Genomic DNA, 17724 nt, shown 5'->3' with positions numbered 1-17724 from the left:
CCATGGGCTATCGCCTTTCGAAGATCTACACACGCACCGGCGACCAAGGCGAAACCGGCCTTGGCGACGGGCGCCGGGTGCCCAAGGACCACCCGCGGGTCGAGGCCATCGGCGAAGTGGACACGCTCAACAGCCACTTGGGTCTGTTGTTGGCGGGGCTTGCCGAGCAAGGGCTGACGGAAGTGAGCGAGGTGCTGGCGCCGTGTCAGCATCGGTTGTTCGACTTGGGCGGCGAGCTGGCGATGCCCAGCTACCAGGCGCTTACCCTTCTCGAAGTGGAGCGCTTGGAAGGGGCCATCGATGTGTGGAACGAAGAGCTGGGGCCGTTGGAGAACTTCATTCTGCCCAGCGGTTCGGCGCTGATCGCCCAGGCCCATGTGTGCCGCAGCCAGGCGCGCACGGCCGAGCGCCGTTGCCAACAGCTGAACGCGGTGGAGCCACTGGGCGCCGTCGGCCTGGCCTACCTGAACCGACTGTCGGACCTGCTGTTCGTCGCCTCGCGCATCATCGGCCGCCGTCAGGGGGTTGCCGAAGTGCTCTGGGAAGCGGCCAAGCGGCCCGTGTAAGGAGGGCGGGCCGGCGCTTTGGCACCGGCCGCCCTTCGCCGCCCCATCACTCGACGTGCGGCCAGAACGCCCGAATCCCCGCTACACCTTGCGCGCCCGCCTGCCAGGCCTGTTCGCGCTGCTGCGGTCCGACGCCGCCCAACACGAACACCGGCTGGTTGAACCCGGCGATCAAATCCTGCACCTGCTCCCACCCCAAGGGCGTCGCCTCGGGGTGGGTCTGAGTGGCCTGCACCGGCGACAGAGTGACGAAATCCACGCCCATCCGTTCGGCCAATGCCAGCTCCTCGGCATCGTGGCAGGAGGCGGCCAACCAGCGTGAAGTGGGGAATGGCCGGCCCTTGGCCGCGTACTTGCGCAACTGCGCGGCGGTCAGGTGCCAGCCCGCTGCCGGGAAGTCGCCCAACCACTCCAGCGGCCCTTTGAGCATCAGCTGCGCCTTGCCGGCGCACAGGCCCACGGCATCCACGGCGATGTCGCGGTACTTGGGGTCGTAGCCGTCGGGCGCGCGCAACTGGATCAGGCCGATGCCATTGGCGACGGCCTGGCGGATGCCGCGCAGCAATTGGCCAGGATCCTGGTCGTCGGGGGTGATCAGGTACTGGTCCGGCAACCGCGCCGCCGCCACGATCGGCCGGTTGGCCTGGGGAAATGCGTAGCCGGGCAGATCCCGAGGAGCGACCCAGGCCAGTGGCTGACCTTCGACACCCTGGGGTTCGCCGGCGAATGCGCTGACTTCGCGCACCTCCAGCAGCACCTGCTTGTCGGGATAGTCATGGCTGACGGTGATCAAGGGTCGCGAGGCGCTGACCTCGATGCCCAACTCCTCGCGCAGCTCACGCGCCAGCGCCCCCTCGACCGCCTCCCCCGCCTCGACCTTGCCGCCGGGGAACTCCCACAATCCGCCCTGATGCTGACTGGCGCCGCGCTGGGCCAACAGCACCTGGCCATCGGCCCGCCGGATCACGGCAGCCACCACATGCACCCGGCTCATGCCTGTGCCTCGGCCAGGCCGGCCTGGCGCCAGGCCTGGAACGCCGGCCAGGCGTAGATGGCCTCGATATAGGCCGCTGCCTGCGCCGGCACCTGGACGCGATAGGTGCGCAAACGCACGGCGACCGGCGCGAAGAAGGCATCGACGATGCCTGGCGCGCCGAACAGGAACGGGCCTGGTGTGGTGCAGGCCGCCCGGCATTCGGCCCAGAGGGCGACGATGCGTTCGATGTCGGCCCGTACCTGCGCAGGCATCGGTTCCAGCGCCCGATCGCGTGTGACATCGAAAGGCATGGCGGTACGCAGCTCGGCGAAGCCGCTATGCATCTCGGCGCAGGCGGCACGGGCCTTGGCGCGCGCGGCGATGGCCTGCGGCCACAGCTGCGCAGGGGGATGCCGTTCGGCGAGGTACTCGGCGATGGCCAGGGAGTCGGCGATGGAGCCATGCTCGGTCTTGAGCACCGGCACCTTGCCAGTGGTCGAGTGCTGCAGCAGGTGCGCACGGGTGTCGGGCTGCTTGAGCTTGACCAGGGTCTGTTCGTAGGGAGCCCCGGTCAGGTCCAGCGCCAAGGCGGCGCGCAGCGACCAGGAGGAGTAGCGCTTGTCGCCGATGATCAGGTGATAGCTCATGGTGGACTCCAGGCGGTACGAGGTCGCCATCGACGGGCACAGAAACGCCGTCGATGGCGCAAGGGGCCGCGGCCGCCGGGGCTAGACCGGCGCCGGGCAGAGGCGATCAGGTGCGGTATTCGGCGTTGATCTTGACGTATTCGTGGGACAGGTCGGTGGTCCAGATGGTCTCGCTGCACGCGCCGCGGCCCAACTCGATGCGGATGGTGATTTCCGCCTCGGCCATCACTGCCGAACCCTGCTCCTCGGTATAGCTGGCGCTGCGACCGCCTTGGCTGGCGATGCACACCTCGCCCAGGTAGACGTCGATCAGGCTGACGTCCAGATCCGGCACCCCGGCACGGCCCACGGCGGCGAGGATGCGCCCCCAGTTGGGGTCGGAGGCGAACAGCGCGGTCTTGATCAGCGGCGAATGCGCCACGGCGTAACCGACGTCCAGGCATTCCTGGTGATTGCCGCCCCCGTTGACCTGCACGGTGACGAACTTGGTAGCGCCCTCACCATCGCGCACGATGGCCTGGGCGACCTCCATGCACACCTCGAACACGGCGGCCTTGAGCGCTTCGAACAGCTCGCCCGAGGCCTGGGTGACTTCCGGCACGTCGGCCTTGCCGGTGGCGATCAGCATGCAGCAGTCGTTGGTCGAAGTGTCGCCGTCGATGGTGATGCGGTTGAACGATTTGTTGGCGCCGTCGAGGATCAGGTCCTTGAGCACCGCCGGGGCGACCTTGGCGTCGGTGGCGATGTAGCCGAGCATGGTCGCCATGTTCGGGCGGATCATCCCCGCGCCTTTGCTGATGCCGGTGACGGTGACGGTCTGGCCGTCGAACTGGAACTGCCGGCTGGCACCTTTTGGCAGGGTGTCGGTGGTCATGATGCCGGTCGCGGCGGTGGCCCAGTTGTCTTCGCGCAGGTCGTCGAGGGCCGCTTGCAGGGCGCCTTCGATCTTCTCCACGGGCAGCGGCTCGCCGATCACGCCAGTGGAGAACGGCAGCACGGCGCTTGCCTCGACACCGGTCAGTTCGGCGAGCTTGGCGCAGGTGCGCTCGGCCGCCGCCAGGCCTGGGGCGCCGGTGCCGGCGTTGGCGTTACCGGTGTTGGTCAACAGGTAGCGGACCGGGCCTTGCACGCGCTGACGGCAGAGGATCACCGGGGCCGCGCAGAATGCATTGAGGGTGAACACGCCCGCCACGCTGGAGCCTTCGGCGCAGCGCATCACCACCACATCCTTGCGTCCGGGACGCTTGATGCCCGCCGAGGCGATACCGAGTTCGAAACCCGGAACCGGGTGCAAGGTGGGCAGAGGACCAAGACCGACAGCCATGTAAGCGCTCCTAGACAAAACAGTGGGGGTATCGGCACGCCGTCACTGGCGCAGCCGCTTGGAAAATGACCAGGGCCGCTGAGCGGCCCCGGGTGTATCGGTATTCAGGCCAGGCTGACCGCCTGGCCCGTGGGGCCCGTATCACTCGATCTGGCCGTGGCAATGCTTGAACTTCTTGCCCGAACCACACCAGCACAGCTCGTTACGGCCCAGCTTCTGGTCGTTGCGCACAGGTTCTGCGGCTGCAACCACCGCAGTCGGCGCTTCCACCGCTTCAGGGTCGACGTCCAGACCTGGCGCCGGCGCATGCTCGAACTGCATGCGGCTGGCCAGTTCTTCGGCGTCGCGACGCAGACGCGCCTCTTCCTCTTCCGGATCTTCGCGGCGTACCTGGACGTGGGACAGCACGCGGATGGCGTCGCGCTTGATCGACTCCAGCAGCTCCTGGAACAGGGTGAACGACTCGCGCTTGTACTCCTGCTTGGGGTTCTTCTGCGCATAGCCGCGCAGGTGGATACCGTGGCGCAGGTGGTCCATGGTCGACAGGTGGTCTTTCCACAGGTCGTCCAGCACGCGCAGCAGAATCTGCTTCTCGAAGCTGCGCAAGGCGTCTTCGCCCGCCTGGTCTTCCTTTTCGGTGTAGGCGGTGGTGATCTCGTTGAGCAGTCGCTCGCGCAGGGTCTCTTCGTAGAGGTGGTCGTCCTCGTCGAGCCACTGCTGGATCGGCAGCTTCATGCCGAAGTCGCTGGACAGCGCGGCTTCCAGACCGGCCACGTCCCACTGCTCGGGCAGCGATTGCGGCGGAATGTGCTGGCTGATGGTGGCGTCGAGCACTTCCTGGCGGAAGGCGACGATGGTCTCGCCGATGTTCTCGGCCGCCAGCAGGCTGTTGCGCATGTGGTAGATCACCTTGCGCTGCTCGTTGGCCACGTCGTCGTATTCGAGCAATTGCTTACGAATGTCGAAGTTGCGGCCTTCGACCTTGCGCTGGGCCTTCTCGATGGCGTTGGTGACCATGCGGTGCTCGATGGCCTCGCCGGACTGCATGCCCAGCGCCTTCATGAAATTCTTCACGCGATCGGAGGCGAAGATGCGCATCAGGCTGTCTTCGAGCGACAGATAGAAGCGGCTCGAACCCGGGTCGCCCTGACGACCGGAACGGCCACGCAGCTGGTTGTCGATACGGCGGGACTCGTGGCGCTCGGAGGCGATGACGTGCAGGCCGCCGGTTTCGATGACTTGCTGATGGCGCTTCTGCCAGTCGGCCTTGATCTGCGCGATCTGCTCGGCGGAAGGGTCTTCCAGCGCCGCGACCTCGGCTTCCCAGTTGCCACCCAGCAAGATGTCGGTACCGCGACCGGCCATGTTGGTGGCGATGGTCAGCGCGCCCGGGCGGCCGGCCTGGGCGATGATCTCGGCTTCCTTCTCGTGGTACTTGGCGTTGAGCACCTTGTGCTCGATGCCTTCCTGGGTGAGCAGGCGCGACATGTGCTCGGAGGTTTCGATGGTGGCGGTACCGACCAGCACCGGGCGGCCCTGGGCCATGCTCTCGCGGATGTCGGCGATGATCGCCTGGTACTTCTCTTCGGAGGTCAGGTAGACCAGGTCGTTGAAGTCCTTGCGCGCCAGCGGCTTGTTCGGCGGGATCACCATCACGTTGAGCGAATAGATCTGGGCGAATTCGAACGCTTCGGTGTCGGCGGTACCGGTCATGCCGGACAGCTTGTTGTAGAGGCGGAAGTAGTTCTGGAAGGTGGTCGAGGCCAGGGTCTGGCTTTCGGCCTGGATGTTCAGGTTTTCCTTGGCCTCGATGGCCTGGTGCAGGCCTTCGGAGAGGCGGCGGCCCGGCATGGTGCGGCCGGTGTGCTCGTCGATCAGCAGGACTTGGCCGTCTTGCACGATGTATTCCACGTTGCGGTGGAACAGCTTGTGCGCGCGCAGGCCGGCGTAGACGTGGGTCAACAGGCCCAGGTTGTGCGCCGAGTAGAGGCTCTCGCCTTCGGCCAGCAGGCCTGCCTGGGTGAGCATTTCTTCGATGAACTGGTGGCCGGCTTCGTTGAGTTCGACCTGGCGGGTCTTCTCGTCGATGCTGTAGTGGCCTTCCTGGGTGACCTGGCCTTCGACTTCTTCGATGTGCTGGGTCAGGGTCGGGATCAGGCGGTTGATCTCGATGTACAGCTTGGAGCTGTCCTCGGCCTGGCCGGAGATGATCAGCGGGGTACGCGCTTCGTCGATGAGGATCGAGTCGACTTCGTCGATCACGGCGAAGTTGAGTTCGCGCTGGAATTTTTCGTCCTGGCTGAACGCCATGTTGTCGCGCAGGTAATCGAAACCGAATTCGTTGTTGGTGCCGTAGGTGATGTCGGCGGCATAGGCGGCGCGCTTCATCTCGGGTGGCTGGAACGCCGAAACGATACCCACGGACAGGCCGAGGAATTCGTACAGCGGGCGCATCCAGTTGGCGTCCCGGGTCGCCAGGTAGTCGTTGACCGTGACCACGTGCACACCCTTGCCCGACAGGGCGTTGAGGTACACGGCCAGGGTGCCGACCAGGGTCTTGCCTTCGCCGGTGCGCATTTCCGCGATCATGCCTTCGTGCAAGGTCATGCCGCCGATCAGCTGCACGTCGAAGTGGCGCATGCCCATGACCCGTTTGCCGGCTTCACGGGCTACGGCAAAGGCTTCGGGCAGCAGTTGATCAAGCGTCTCGCCTTTGGCCAGGCGCTCTTTGAACTCTGCGGTCTTGGCGCGCAGCTGCTCGTCGGAGAGGGCGACCATTTTCTCTTCGAAGGCATTGACGGTGCTTACCGTCTTGAGCATGCGTTTGACTTCACGCTCGTTCTTGCTTCCAAAAAGTTTCTTTAACAAAGGCGCAAACATATAGGCAGGATCTTCCACACGTGGGGATGGAGGGCGGCCCCATGAGTCGCCCGTGCAGCCGAGGGCCGCATGCGAACGAGCATTCTACCCGGAAACGATGGTGAGGAAAGTGGTCGATGTCCACGATGCTGGCACAGCGCTTTGGCAGGGGCGTTTGTAACATGAGGTCATTATTGCCAAGTTCAAGGCAACGAATCATGAAAGCTATGGACACTGATTCGGATCATGTTTCTGCATACATGGGACCTATTCGTTCGAACGGCGCAAAAGTAGGTCGCCCCAGCACTCGCGCGCGCCTCTGTTAAACTGCGGCCTTCGTCCGTTTCGGCATGCGCCCATGGCCTACAAGCCCTCCCCCGCCCTCCCTCCTGCCGTGTTACTGCGTCAGGCCCGTCCGTTGCGCCGTCTGCTCAGTCAGGCCGAACGCATCGCGCATCTGCAGCGCCTGCTGGAAAGCCAGTTGCAGCCGGCCGCTCGGGCCCATTGCCACATCGCATCGTGGCGCGACGGCGTACTGTTGCTGATCGTCACCGACGGCCATTGGGCGACCCGCCTGCGCTATCAGCAAAAACGCTTGCAGCGCCAGTTACAGGCGCTGGAAGCGTTCGCGAATCTGCACCGGATACTGTTCAAGGTACAGCCGCCACTGGTTCCGGCCAGGCGCCAGGGCCAGGGGCCGGAGCTGTCCAGCGATGCGGCCGACAGCATTCGCGGCTCGGCCGAAGGTATCAGCGACCCCAAACTGCGGGCAGCGCTCGAACGCCTGGCCGCACATGGCCCGCGCAAGGGTTGATCGACCACTGCCTAGTTATTGGGGCCAAATAAAAAGGCCACCCGAAGGTGGCCTCAAGAACTACTAGAGAGTGTTCGAACTTACACCGCTGCAACAGGGCGCATGTAGGAGATAGGCGCCGTACTGGCGTCTTCGAAAACGACCACTTCCCAAGCGTCTGTTTCGGCAATCAGTTTGCGCAACAACTGGTTGTTCAGCGAATGGCCGGACTTGTAGCCCTTGAATTCGCCGATCAGGCTGTTGCCCAGCAGGTAGAGGTCGCCGATGGCATCGAGGATCTTGTGCTTGACGAATTCGTCTTCGTAACGAAGACCGTCTTCGTTGAGCACGCCTTCCTCATCCACCACGATGGCGTTGTCGACGCTGCCGCCGAGTGCGAGGTTGTGCTTGCGCAGGTATTCGATGTCACGCATGAAACCGAAAGTACGTGCGCGGCTGACTTCCTTCACGAACGAGGTGCTTGAGAAATCGACGCTGGCGCTCTGCGTGCGGTTACGTAGAACCGGGTGATCGAAATCAATCTCGAAGCTCACCTTGAACCCTTCGAAAGGCAGGAAGGTGGCGCGCTTGTCGCCCTCTTCCACGGTTACCTCACGCAGGATACGGATGAACTTCTTGGGTGCGTCCTGTTCTTCGAGACCGGCGGATTGAATCAGGAATACGAACGGACCGGCGCTACCGTCCATGATCGGCACTTCCGAGGCGGAGAGCTCGACGTAGGCGTTATCGATGCCCAAACCCGCCATGGCGGACAGCAAGTGCTCGACCGTATCGACTTTGACGTCACCGTTGACCAGCGTGGTGGACATGGTGGTCTCACCGACATTGGCCGCACGCGCGGCGATTTCGACCACAGGGTCGAGATCGGCACGACGGAAGACGATGCCAGTATCGACGGGCGCCGGCTTGAGGGTCAGGTAGACCTTCTCGCCGGAGTGCAGGCCGATGCCGGTAGCGCGAATGGTGTTCTTCAGGGTGCGTTGTCTAATCATGGCATTGGCCGCTTCATCGCTAATTGCGAACAGGTATCAACAAAGGCTGGAAATAATACCAGAGCCAACCTTTGATGAATACCAATCACCCCTATAGTCCTGATAAATTCCATCAATCGGCCTGACGGCGCAGGAAGGCTGGAATGTCCAGGTAATCCAGGTCGTCCTGAGGGTTGAGCTTGGCTGCGGCGGAGGTGCCGGCGTGCGCCTGGTTGCGCATGACGGTCGGGCGCTCCAGATCGCGGTAGTTGACTTCCGCTTTCTCGCTCGGGCGGCTGGCCGCTGCCGGATTGGACGACTCGTACACCGCCTGGGCGGTTTGCAGGGTGTTGTCGACCACCTTGACCGGTTTCTCGATGCGCGCGCCAAGACCTGTGGCCACGACGGTGACGTGCAGCTCGTCGCGCATGTCCGGGTCGATCACGGTACCGACCTTGACCATGGCATGGTCGGAGGCGAAGGCCTCGATGATGCTACCCACGTCGGAGTATTCGCCCAGCGACAGGTCGGGACCTGCGGTGATGTTGACCAGAATGCCGCGGGCGCCCTGCAGGTTGACGTCTTCGAGCAGCGGGTTGCGGATGGCCGCTTCGGTGGCTTCGCGAGCACGGTTCGGACCGCTGGCGCAGCCGGTGCCCATCATCGCCATGCCCATCTCGCCCATCACGGTGCGTACGTCGGCGAAGTCGACGTTGATCATGCCCGGACGCTTGATGATGTCGGAGATACCGCGAACGGCACCGGCCAGCACGTCGTCGGCCTTGGCGAAGGCGGACAGCAGGCTGGCGTCCTTGCCCAGGATGGTCAGGAGTTTTTCGTTGGGAATGGTGATCAGCGAGTCGACGCTTTCAGCCAGCATGCGGATGCCTTCGTCGGCGATCTGCATGCGCTTGCGACCCTCGAAGGGGAACGGACGGGTCACCACCGCAACGGTGAGGATGCCCATTTCCTTGGCCACTTCGGCGATGATCGGCGCAGCACCCGTGCCGGTACCGCCACCCATGCCGGTGGTGATGAAGACCATGTTGGTGCCCTGCAGCACCTCGGCGATGCGCTCGCGGTCCTCCAGTGCGGCCTGACGGCCGACCTCCGGGTTGGCACCTGCGCCCAGGCCCTTGGTGACGCCGGTACCCAGTTGCAGGATGGTACGCGCACCAATGCTCTTGAGCGCCTGGGCATCGGTGTTAGCGCAGATGAATTCGACGCCTTCGATGCTGCTTTTGACCATGTGGTTGACGGCGTTGCCACCGCCACCACCGACGCCGATCACCTTGATGACCGGACTTTGCGGGACGTTGTCTACGAGCTCGAACATTTTCCCTCTCCTTACAGTTCTCTAGTTGTTGCGCCTACCACTACTGCTTTGAAACTTAGAAGTTGCCCTGCACCCAGCGCTTGAAGCGTTCGAGCACTGGAGCCTTAGGTTCATCGCCATAGCTGTTGTTGTTGCTGTTGCCGGACAACGGCAGCTCGTCGGTCTGCTTATGCAAACCGTAGCTGAGCAAGCCTACGCCGGTGGAATAGATTGGATTGCGCACGACGTCGCTCAGACCTCGAACGCTGTGCGGTACGCCCAGGCGCACCGGCATGTGGAAGATTTCTTCGGCCAGTTCGACGGCGCCTTCCATCTTCGCGGTACCGCCGGTGAGGACGATGCCCGCAGGAATGAGGTCTTCGTAGCCACTGCGACGCAATTCCGCCTGGATCAAGGTGAACAGCTCGTCGTAACGCGGCTCCACCACTTCGGCCAGCGCCTGGCGCGACAGCTCGCGCGGTGGGCGGTCGCCGACGCTCGGCACCTTGATGGTTTCACCGGCGCCAGCCAGTTTGGCCAGGGCGCAGGCGTAACGGATCTTGATTTCCTCGGCGTACTGGGTCGGCGTACGCAGCGCCATGGCGATGTCGTTGGTGACCTGGTCGCCGGCGATCGGAATCACCGCGGTGTGGCGAATCGCGCCTTCGGTGAAGATGGCGATGTCGGTGGTGCCGCCGCCGATGTCGACGATGCACACACCCAGCTCTTTCTCGTCGTCGGTCAGCACGGCATAGGCCGAGGCCAGTTGCTCGAGGATGATGTCGTCGATTTCCAAGCCGCAGCGGCGCACGCACTTCTCGATGTTCTGCGCCGCGTTCACGGCGCAGGTCACCACGTGGACCTTGGCTTCCAGGCGCACGCCCGACATACCCAAGGGCTCGCGCACGCCCTCCTGGTTGTCGATCACGTAGTCCTGGGGCAGCGTGTGCAGCACGCGCTGGTCGGCCGGGATGGCGACGGCCTGGGCCGCGTCCAGCACCCGCTCCAGGTCGGCGGTGCTGACCTCGCGGTCGCGGATCGCGACGATGCCGTGGGAGTTGAGGCTGCGGATGTGGTTGCCGGCCACCCCGACGAAGGCCGAGTGGATGCGGCAGCCGGCCATCAGTTGCGCTTCTTCGACAGCGCGCTGGATCGACTGCACCGTCGACTCGATGTTGACCACCACGCCTTTTTTCAAGCCGCGTGACGGATGGGTGCCGATGCCCACGATTTCCAGGGTGCCGTCGGCGGCGACTTCACCCACCAACGCCACCACCTTGGACGTACCGATGTCCAGCCCGACGATCATTTTGCCGCTATGCGCGTTTGCCATGGTCCTGCCTCTCTCTAATTCTTCGCAACGGCGGGGTCGGCCGTCGTCGGTGCAATCGGTTCCCGCCAGCCCACGGCCAGGCCGTTGGCGTAACGCAGATCAATGCGGGCGATATTGTTGATCTGCTCTTTAAGCGTCTTGTCGTATATGGCAATGAAACGGCGCATCTTCTCGAGCAAATGGTCGCGCCCCAGCAGCAGTTCGATACCGGCGCCCGAACTGCCGCCGCCGGTGGTCAGGAACCAACTGCCCCGCTCGCGCAATTCCAAACGCGCAATGGAGAAGCCGAGGGGGCGCAGCATCTGGCTCAAGACCTGGTATTGCTGCATCACTTGCTGCTGGGCACGTTGCGGCCCGGCAAGCTGCGGCAAGTGGTTGTAGTTGGACAGCTCGCGCGGCGTGAAGGCCTGCCCCTGGTTGTTGAGCAGCGCCGCGTCGCCCCAGCGGGCCACCGGCAGTTGCTCTTCCAGGCGCACCACCACCTCGTCGGGCCAGACCCGACGCACTTCGGCATGGGCGATCCACGGCATGGTTTCGAGTTCGCTGCGCATCGCCGCCAGGTCGACGCTGAAGAAGCTGGCCGCGACGAAGGGTGCGATCCGCTGCTGCACCGCCTGCTGGCTGATGTAGCTGAGGTCGCCCTGCACGGCGATCTTGCTAATCGGGCGGTCGGCGTACGGCATGAGGCGAATCGCCCCTTCGTACGCACCGAACCCGGCCGCGACCAACAACACGGGCCACAGCAGACGCTTGAGCACCGAGAAGTTGGCTTTGGGCAGGCGCGCCGACATCGGCTCGGTGGCCTCCAGTCGGCTGGCACCACGCGGCACCGGCTTGCTACGGCCGGGAGCGGGTTGCTGATGACGTACCATCGCGCCTTGCATGGATCGTTAACCTCGCGTCTCGACGCTGGCGGCCAGGATCGCCAGCACCAACTGCTGGAAGTCCAGACCGGCCGCGCGGGCCGCCATGGGTACCAGGCTATGATCGGTCATGCCTGGTGCGGTGTTGACTTCGAGCAGCCAGAAGCGGCCCTGCTCGTCCTGCATCACGTCCAACCGCCCCCAGCCTTCGATGCCGATGGCATCGCAGGCGCGTGCGGTCAGGTCGATCAGTTCTTGCTCCCGCGCGGCGTCGAGCCCACAGGGAATACGGTATTGGGTGTCATTGGCGACGTATTTGGCGTCGTAGTCGTAGAACACATGGGGCGTGCCGAGGGCGATCGGCGGCAGCACCTGGCCGCGCAATACCGCGACAGTGAACTCGGGACCATGAATCCATTGTTCGACAAGGACCTGGGAATCGTAGTGGGCGGCATCCTGCCAAGCGGCGACCAGCTCTTGCGCGCTGTTCACCTTGGCCATGCCGATACTTGAACCTTCATGGGCGGGTTTGACGATAAGCGGGAAGCCCAGTTCCGTGGCGGCGCGAATACAGTCGTTTTCGCTGGCCAACACGGCGTGGCGCGGGGTCGGAATGCCCAGGCTCTGCCACACCTGCTTGGTGCGCAGCTTGTCCATCGCCAGAGCCGACGCCAGGATGCCGCTGCCGGTGTAGGGAATGCCCAGGCACTCCAGCAAGCCCTGCATGCTGCCGTCCTCGCCGCCGCGGCCATGCAGGATGATGAAGGCACGGTCGATGTTCTCGTCCAGCAGGCGTTGCAGCAGGTCGTCGCCGACATCGATGCCGACCGCGTCGACACCAGCTTCGCGCAAGGCACCGAGCACGGCGTTGCCCGACTTGAGCGACACTTCGCGCTCGGCACTCTTGCCGCCGTACAACACGCCGACGCGGCCGTAGGCCTTGACGTCGAGGGTGGCGTGCAGTCGGTCGTAGGCGCTGCTCATTTCAATGTCTCCTGGGCAGTCTTGGCACCCGCGAACAGCGGGCTTTTCATCAGTTGTGGTGCCAGGCCGCCGACGTCGCCGGCGCCTTGGCAGATCAGGATGTCATCGGCGCGCAGCAACGGCTTGACCAGGGGCGCGAGCTCGGCGCCGCGCTCGATGTAGATGGGGTCGAGCTTGCCGCGCTGGCGGATGCTGTGGCACAGCTGGCGGCTGTCGGCACCGGGAATAGGCTCTTCACCCGCCGGATAGACTTCCATCAGCAGCAGCACGTTGGCGTCGCCCAGCACCTGCACGAAATCGTCGTACAGGTCACGGGTGCGGCTGTAGCGGTGCGGCTGGTAGACGATCACCAGACGGCGGCTCGGCCAGCCGCCGCGCACGGCCTTGATCACGGCGGCGACTTCGGTGGGGTGGTGGCCGTAGTCGTCGACCAGCATCACACTGCCGCCTTCGACCGGCAGCTCGCCGTATACCTGGAAGCGTCGGCCCACGCCCTGGAAGCCCGACAGCCCTTGCACGATGGCTTCGTCGCTGATGCCCTCGTCGGTGGCGATGGCGATGGTGGCCAGGGCGTTGAGCACGTTATGGTTGCCCGGCATGTTGACCGAGACTTCCAGCGGAGCGAGGTCGCGGCGCAGCACGGTGAAATGGGTCTGCATGCCCTGCTGGCGCACGTTGATGGCGCGGATGTCGGCTTCTTCGCTGAAGCCGTAGGTGACCGTCGGGCGCTTGACCTGAGGCAGGATCTCGCGCACCACGGGGTCGTCCAGGCACATCACCGCCAAGCCATAGAACGGCAGGTTGTGCAGGAACTCGACGAAGGTCTTCTTCAGCTTGTTGAAGTCGCCTTCGTAGGTCGCCATGTGGTCGGCGTCGATGTTGGTGACCACGGCGACCATCGGTTGCAGGTGCAGGAAGCTGGCGTCGCTCTCGTCGGCTTCGGCGATCAGGTAGCGGCTGGTGCCGAGCTGGGCGTTGGTGCCGGCGGCGGTCAGGCGACCGCCGATGACGAAGGTCGGGTCCAGGCCGCCTGCGGCGAACACCGAGGCCAGCAGGCTGGTGGTGGTGGTCTTGCCATGGGTGCCGGCCACCGCAATGCCATGGCGGTAGCGCATCAGCTCGGCAAGCATTTCGGCACGCGGCACCACCGGAATGCGCCGCTCCAGCGCGGTCGCCACTTCCGGGTTGGCCGGGTTGATGGCGCTCGACACCACCAGCACATCGGCGCTGGCAGCGTTCTCGGCACGATGGCCGACGAAGATTTCGGCACCGAACGACTGCAGGCGTTCGGTCACCGGCGAAGCTTTGAGGTCGGAGCCGGACACCTGGTAACCCAGATTCAGCAGGACCTCGGCGATTCCGCACATGCCCACGCCGCCGATACCGACGAAGTGGATGCGGCGGATACGGCCCATTTTCGGATGGGGCATGGCTTTCTGGTGTTCAACCATGGGCCACCTCCAGGCAGATATCGACTACGGTGCTGGTTGCAGCAGGTTTGGCCAGCCGACGCGCGGTGCCGGCCATGGTGTGGAGTTTCTCGGGTTGCATCAGCACCTCGTTCAGGCGTTCAGCGAGCTGGGCTGCGCCAGTGGTCGCTTGTGGCATCAGGAAGGCCGCGCCGTCCTGCGCCAGGTAATGGGCGTTGTGGGTCTGGTGGTCGTCGATCGCATGGGGCAAGGGCACCAACAGCGCCGGCAAGCCGGCGGCGGCCAGTTCGCTCACGGTCAGCGCGCCTGCGCGGCAGACCACCAGATCAGCCCAGCCATAGGCATGGGCCATGTCCTTGATGAAGGGTTCGACTTGCGCCTGCACCTCGACCTCGCGATAGCGCTGGTCGGTGATCTCGGCATGCTGCTTGCCGGCCTGGTGGAAGACTTCCGGACGAACGCTCGCGGGCACTTCGGACAGGGCCTTAGGCAGCAATTTGTTCAATGGTTCCGCGCCCAGGCTACCGCCGAGCACCAGCAGGCGCGCGCGACGCTCGGCCAATGGTTCGCGCGGCGCCTGCAGGAACAGTTCGGGACGCACCGGATTGCCGGTGGTGCGGCGCTTGTCGCTGGCCGGGAAGGTATCCGGGAAGGCCTCGCAGACCCGCGCAGCCATGGGCACCAGCAAGCGATTGGCGGTACCGGCCCGGGCGTTCTGTTCATGGATGATCAAGGGTACTCCGCACCATTTGGCGGCGACGCCGCCAGGGCCGGTGACATAGCCGCCAAAGCCCAGAACGCACACCGGCCGCAGTTCGCGCATGATGCGCCGGGCTTGCAGCACGGCCTTGACCAGCGTCAATGGCGCCTTGAGCAGCGACAGTTTGCCCTTGCCGCGCAGCCCGCTGACCTGGATCAGGTGCAAGGCGATGCCGGCCTGCGGCACCAGCTCGTTCTCGATGCCACGCGGCGTGCCGAGCCAGTGCACGGTATAACCGCGGGCCTGGAACTCGCGCGCGCAGGCCAAGGCCGGAAACACGTGGCCGCCGGTGCCGCCGGCCATGATCAGGATGTTCTTGCCGTCAGCGGCCATGGGCAGGCTCCTCGGCAAAATCCTTCTCGTTGAATTCGTGCTCTTCGCTGCCCAGGTGAGTTCGACTTTCCCACTCGATGCGCAGCAACAGCCCTACGCAGGCGCAGCAGATCACCAGCGAACTGCCCCCGTAACTGAGGAACGGCAAGGTCAGGCCTTTGGTCGGCAGCAGGCCAACGTTCACGCCGATGTTGATCAGGAACTGTCCGATCCACAGAAACGACAGCCCGAAAGCCATGTAGGCAGCGAAGTATTGCTTGGCCTTTTCCGCCCATAGGCCGATGTAAAGCGCGCGCACGGTGACGAACACGAACAGGGCTACGGTGCACAGAGTGCCGACCACGCCCAGCTCTTCGGCCAGTACCGAGAACACGAAGTCGGTGTGCGCTTCCGGCAGATAGAATTGCTTCTGCACGCTGTTGCCCAGCCCCACGCCCAGCCATTCGCCACGGCCGAAGGCGATCAGCGCCTGGGTCAACTGGTAGCCGGAGCCGAACTGGTCCGACCAGGGGTCGGTGAAGGTGATCAGCCGCGCCATCCGGTACGGCTGCGCCTGCACCAGCACGAACACAGCGATCACCGCCAGCACCACCATCAGGCTGAAGCGGAACAACCCCACCCCGCCGAGGAACAGCATCGCGGCCGCCGCACCCATCATCACTACGGTGGCGCCGAAGTCCGGCTCCATCAGCAGCAGGCCGGCCATCGGCAGCAGCACGATGAACGGTTTGAAGAAGCCCATCCAGCTCTCGCGCACTTCCTGCTGCCGACGCACCAGGTAACCGGCGAGGTAGATCACCACGAAGACCTTGGCGATTTCCGAAGGCTGCACGTTGAAGAAGCTGAAGCCGATCCAGCGCATCGAGCCGTTCACCTCACGGCCGATGCCCGGTACCAGTACCAGCACCAGCAAGGCGAACGCGCCGACCAGCATCATGAAGCCCATGCGCTGCCAGGTGGAAATCGGCACCAGCATGGTCACCCCACAGGCGACCAGGCCCAAGGCGACGTAAACCAGGTGGCGGAACATGTGGTACAGCGGGTTGCCCGACTGTACGGCGGCCACTTCCGAAGAAGCCGAGGTGATCATCACCAGGCCCAGACCGAGCAGCGCCAGGCAACCGGCGAGGAAAGCGAAATCCAGATCGATGCCACGGCCGCTGATCAGCGGCGACGGGTATGGCTTGATGACGCGAAAGATCATGCCAGCCTCTCTGCGGCCTGGGCGAACAGACGCCCCCGCTCTTCGAAGTTCTTGAACATGTCGAGGCTCGCGCAGGCTGGCGACAGCAGCACGGCGTCGCCTGGCTCGGCCTGCTCGGCGCACCGCTCGACCGCTTCGTCGAGGCTGTTCACACGGATCGACGGCACTTGGTCGCCCAATGCCTGCGCCAGGCGCTCGGCATCGCGACCCAGCAGGACCACGGCGCGGCAGTGGCGTGCGACCGGTGCGCGCAGGGCGGAAAAGTCGGCGCCCTTGCCGTCGCCACCGGCGATCAGCACCAGCTTGCCGTCGATGTCGGCGCCCAGGCCTTCGATGGCGGCCAGGGCCGCGCCCACATTGGTCGCTTTGGAATCGTCGTACCACTGCACGCCGTTGCGTTCGCGCACCCACTGGCAGCGGTGCGCCAAGCCGGTGAACGTGCGCAGCGCGTCGAGCATCGGTGCGAACGGCAGCCCTGCGGCATGGCCCAGGGCCAAGGCAGCCAGGGCATTGCTCTGGTTATGTGCGCCGCGCACCTTCAACTCGCGCACCGGCATCAGGCATTCGAATTCGTAGGCCAGGTGTTTTTCGCCGTCGCGCTCGCGCAGGCCGAAGCTTTTGAAGTCGGGCACGCTCAGGCCGAAGCTGGACGACGGACGCCCTTCCACCGGCAGTGGCCGGCTCAAGGCGTCGTCGCGGTTGACCACCACGTGTCGGGCGCCGCGGAAGATGCGGTGCTTGGCCAGGTGATAGGCCGGCAGGCCGCTGTAGCGGTCCATGTGGTCTTCGCTGATGTTCAGCACCGTGGCCACCTGCGCATTGAGCGGGTCGACGGTTTCCAACTGGAAGCTCGACAGTTCCAGCACGTACAGCTCTACCGCATCGTCCAGCAGGTCGAGTGCCGGGGTGCCGAGGTTGCCGCCCACCGCCACGCGTTTGCCCGCTTGATGAGCCATGTCGCCGACCAGGGTCGTGACCGTGCTCTTGGCGTTGGAGCCGGTGATGGCCACCACCGGTGCCTTGGCATGCCGGGTGAACAGTTCGATGTCGCCCGACAGGCGCACGCCACGGGCGGCGGCCTGTTGCAACGCCGGCGTGGCCAAGGCCAGGCCCGGGCTCACATACAGCTCGTCGGCGCGGCAGAGGAAATCGACGTCAAGCTCGCCACAGCGCACTTCGACCTGCGGAAAATCGCGCCGCAGCGTTTCCAGCTCCGGAGGCTGCGCGCGGGTGTCGGCCACCGCAAAGGCGATGCCCCGGCTCGCCAGGAAGCGAACCAGGGACATGCCGCTCTTGCCGAGGCCGACAACGATGCGGAAATGGTCGGAAGCGATCAATGACACGC

The 17724-nt window shown here is 64.7% G+C and carries 15 protein-coding genes; 2 read left to right on the top strand and 13 right to left on the bottom strand.

Translation table 11 applies throughout. The annotated features are described in order from the left end of the window. The first annotated feature begins 2 nt into the window (after positions 1-2). Positions 3-566, top strand: a complete 564-nt coding sequence (locus AA0Z93_RS11890; protein ID WP_413048757.1) for a cob(I)yrinic acid a,c-diamide adenosyltransferase — start codon at positions 3-5, stop codon at positions 564-566. A 46-nt stretch (positions 567-612) separates the two neighbouring features. On the opposite strand, the gene AA0Z93_RS11885 is transcribed toward AA0Z93_RS11890, so the two are convergent. From AA0Z93_RS11885 to secA, 4 genes are all read right to left on the bottom strand, one after another. Further along, positions 613-1560 carry a Nudix family hydrolase gene (locus tag AA0Z93_RS11885; protein ID WP_413048758.1) on the bottom strand — a complete coding sequence of 316 codons (948 nt, stop codon included), beginning with the start codon at positions 1558-1560 and terminating at the stop codon, positions 613-615. Next, positions 1557-2189 carry a glutathione S-transferase family protein gene (locus tag AA0Z93_RS11880; protein WP_413048759.1) on the bottom strand — a complete coding sequence of 211 codons (633 nt, stop codon included), beginning with the start codon at positions 2187-2189 and terminating at the stop codon, positions 1557-1559. Before AA0Z93_RS11880 ends, AA0Z93_RS11885 begins: the two co-directional genes overlap by 4 nt. Positions 2190-2295: 106 nt before the next feature. Then, the gene (gene argJ, locus AA0Z93_RS11875; RefSeq protein WP_413048760.1) at positions 2296-3513 is read right to left on the bottom strand and encodes a bifunctional glutamate N-acetyltransferase/amino-acid acetyltransferase ArgJ; all 1218 of its coding nucleotides are present in this window, start codon (positions 3511-3513) and stop codon (positions 2296-2298) included. A 141-nt stretch (positions 3514-3654) separates the two neighbouring features. After that, positions 3655-6393: a preprotein translocase subunit SecA gene (secA, locus tag AA0Z93_RS11870; RefSeq protein ID WP_413048761.1), complete on the bottom strand. Its 2739-nt coding sequence runs from the start codon at positions 6391-6393 to the stop codon at positions 3655-3657. Positions 6394-6730: 337 nt separating this feature from the next. Between secA and AA0Z93_RS11865 the strand changes: the two genes are divergently transcribed. Then, positions 6731-7186 (top strand): DUF721 domain-containing protein, encoded by a 456-nt coding sequence (locus AA0Z93_RS11865; protein WP_413048762.1) that lies wholly within the window; start codon positions 6731-6733, stop codon positions 7184-7186. Positions 7187-7266: 80 nt separating this feature from the next. On the opposite strand, the gene lpxC is transcribed toward AA0Z93_RS11865, so the two are convergent. The 9 genes from lpxC to murD form a co-directional block, all read right to left on the bottom strand. After that, positions 7267-8178, bottom strand: coding sequence for a UDP-3-O-acyl-N-acetylglucosamine deacetylase (gene lpxC, locus AA0Z93_RS11860; protein WP_296264647.1), 912 nt, complete (start codon positions 8176-8178; stop codon positions 7267-7269). Between the two features lie 112 nt (positions 8179-8290). Beyond that, complete coding sequence (gene ftsZ, locus AA0Z93_RS11855; protein ID WP_413048763.1) at positions 8291-9493, bottom strand: cell division protein FtsZ; 1203 nt, start codon at positions 9491-9493, stop codon at positions 8291-8293. A 55-nt stretch (positions 9494-9548) separates the two neighbouring features. Then, positions 9549-10805, bottom strand: a complete 1257-nt coding sequence (ftsA, locus tag AA0Z93_RS11850) for a cell division protein FtsA (RefSeq protein ID WP_296264644.1) — start codon at positions 10803-10805, stop codon at positions 9549-9551. Positions 10806-10819: 14 nt separating this feature from the next. Then, a complete protein-coding gene (locus tag AA0Z93_RS11845) occupies positions 10820-11689 on the bottom strand; it encodes a cell division protein FtsQ/DivIB (RefSeq protein ID WP_296264642.1) in 870 nt (289 codons plus the stop codon). A 6-nt stretch (positions 11690-11695) separates the two neighbouring features. Beyond that, a complete protein-coding gene (locus AA0Z93_RS11840; RefSeq protein ID WP_413048764.1) occupies positions 11696-12652 on the bottom strand; it encodes a D-alanine--D-alanine ligase in 957 nt (318 codons plus the stop codon). Further along, positions 12649-14103, bottom strand: a complete 1455-nt coding sequence (gene murC, locus AA0Z93_RS11835) for a UDP-N-acetylmuramate--L-alanine ligase (protein WP_314489122.1) — start codon at positions 14101-14103, stop codon at positions 12649-12651. The genes AA0Z93_RS11840 and murC overlap by 4 nt, the downstream gene beginning before the upstream one ends. Next, a complete protein-coding gene (gene murG, locus AA0Z93_RS11830; RefSeq protein WP_413048765.1) occupies positions 14096-15175 on the bottom strand; it encodes an undecaprenyldiphospho-muramoylpentapeptide beta-N-acetylglucosaminyltransferase in 1080 nt (359 codons plus the stop codon). The genes murC and murG overlap by 8 nt, the downstream gene beginning before the upstream one ends. Then, positions 15165-16379 carry a putative lipid II flippase FtsW gene (gene ftsW / locus AA0Z93_RS11825; protein ID WP_413048766.1) on the bottom strand — a complete coding sequence of 405 codons (1215 nt, stop codon included), beginning with the start codon at positions 16377-16379 and terminating at the stop codon, positions 15165-15167. The genes murG and ftsW overlap by 11 nt, the downstream gene beginning before the upstream one ends. Further along, entirely contained in the window at positions 16376-17722 is a 1347-nt protein-coding gene (gene murD / locus AA0Z93_RS11820) for a UDP-N-acetylmuramoyl-L-alanine--D-glutamate ligase (protein WP_413048767.1), read from the bottom strand. Before murD ends, ftsW begins: the two co-directional genes overlap by 4 nt. Positions 17723-17724 lie beyond the last annotated feature (2 nt).

The organism is Pseudomonas phoenicis, assembly GCF_047302395.1.
In the GTDB taxonomy this organism is placed as follows: domain Bacteria; phylum Pseudomonadota; class Gammaproteobacteria; order Pseudomonadales; family Pseudomonadaceae; genus Aquipseudomonas.
This window is presented reverse-complemented; position numbering and strand designations above follow the sequence as displayed.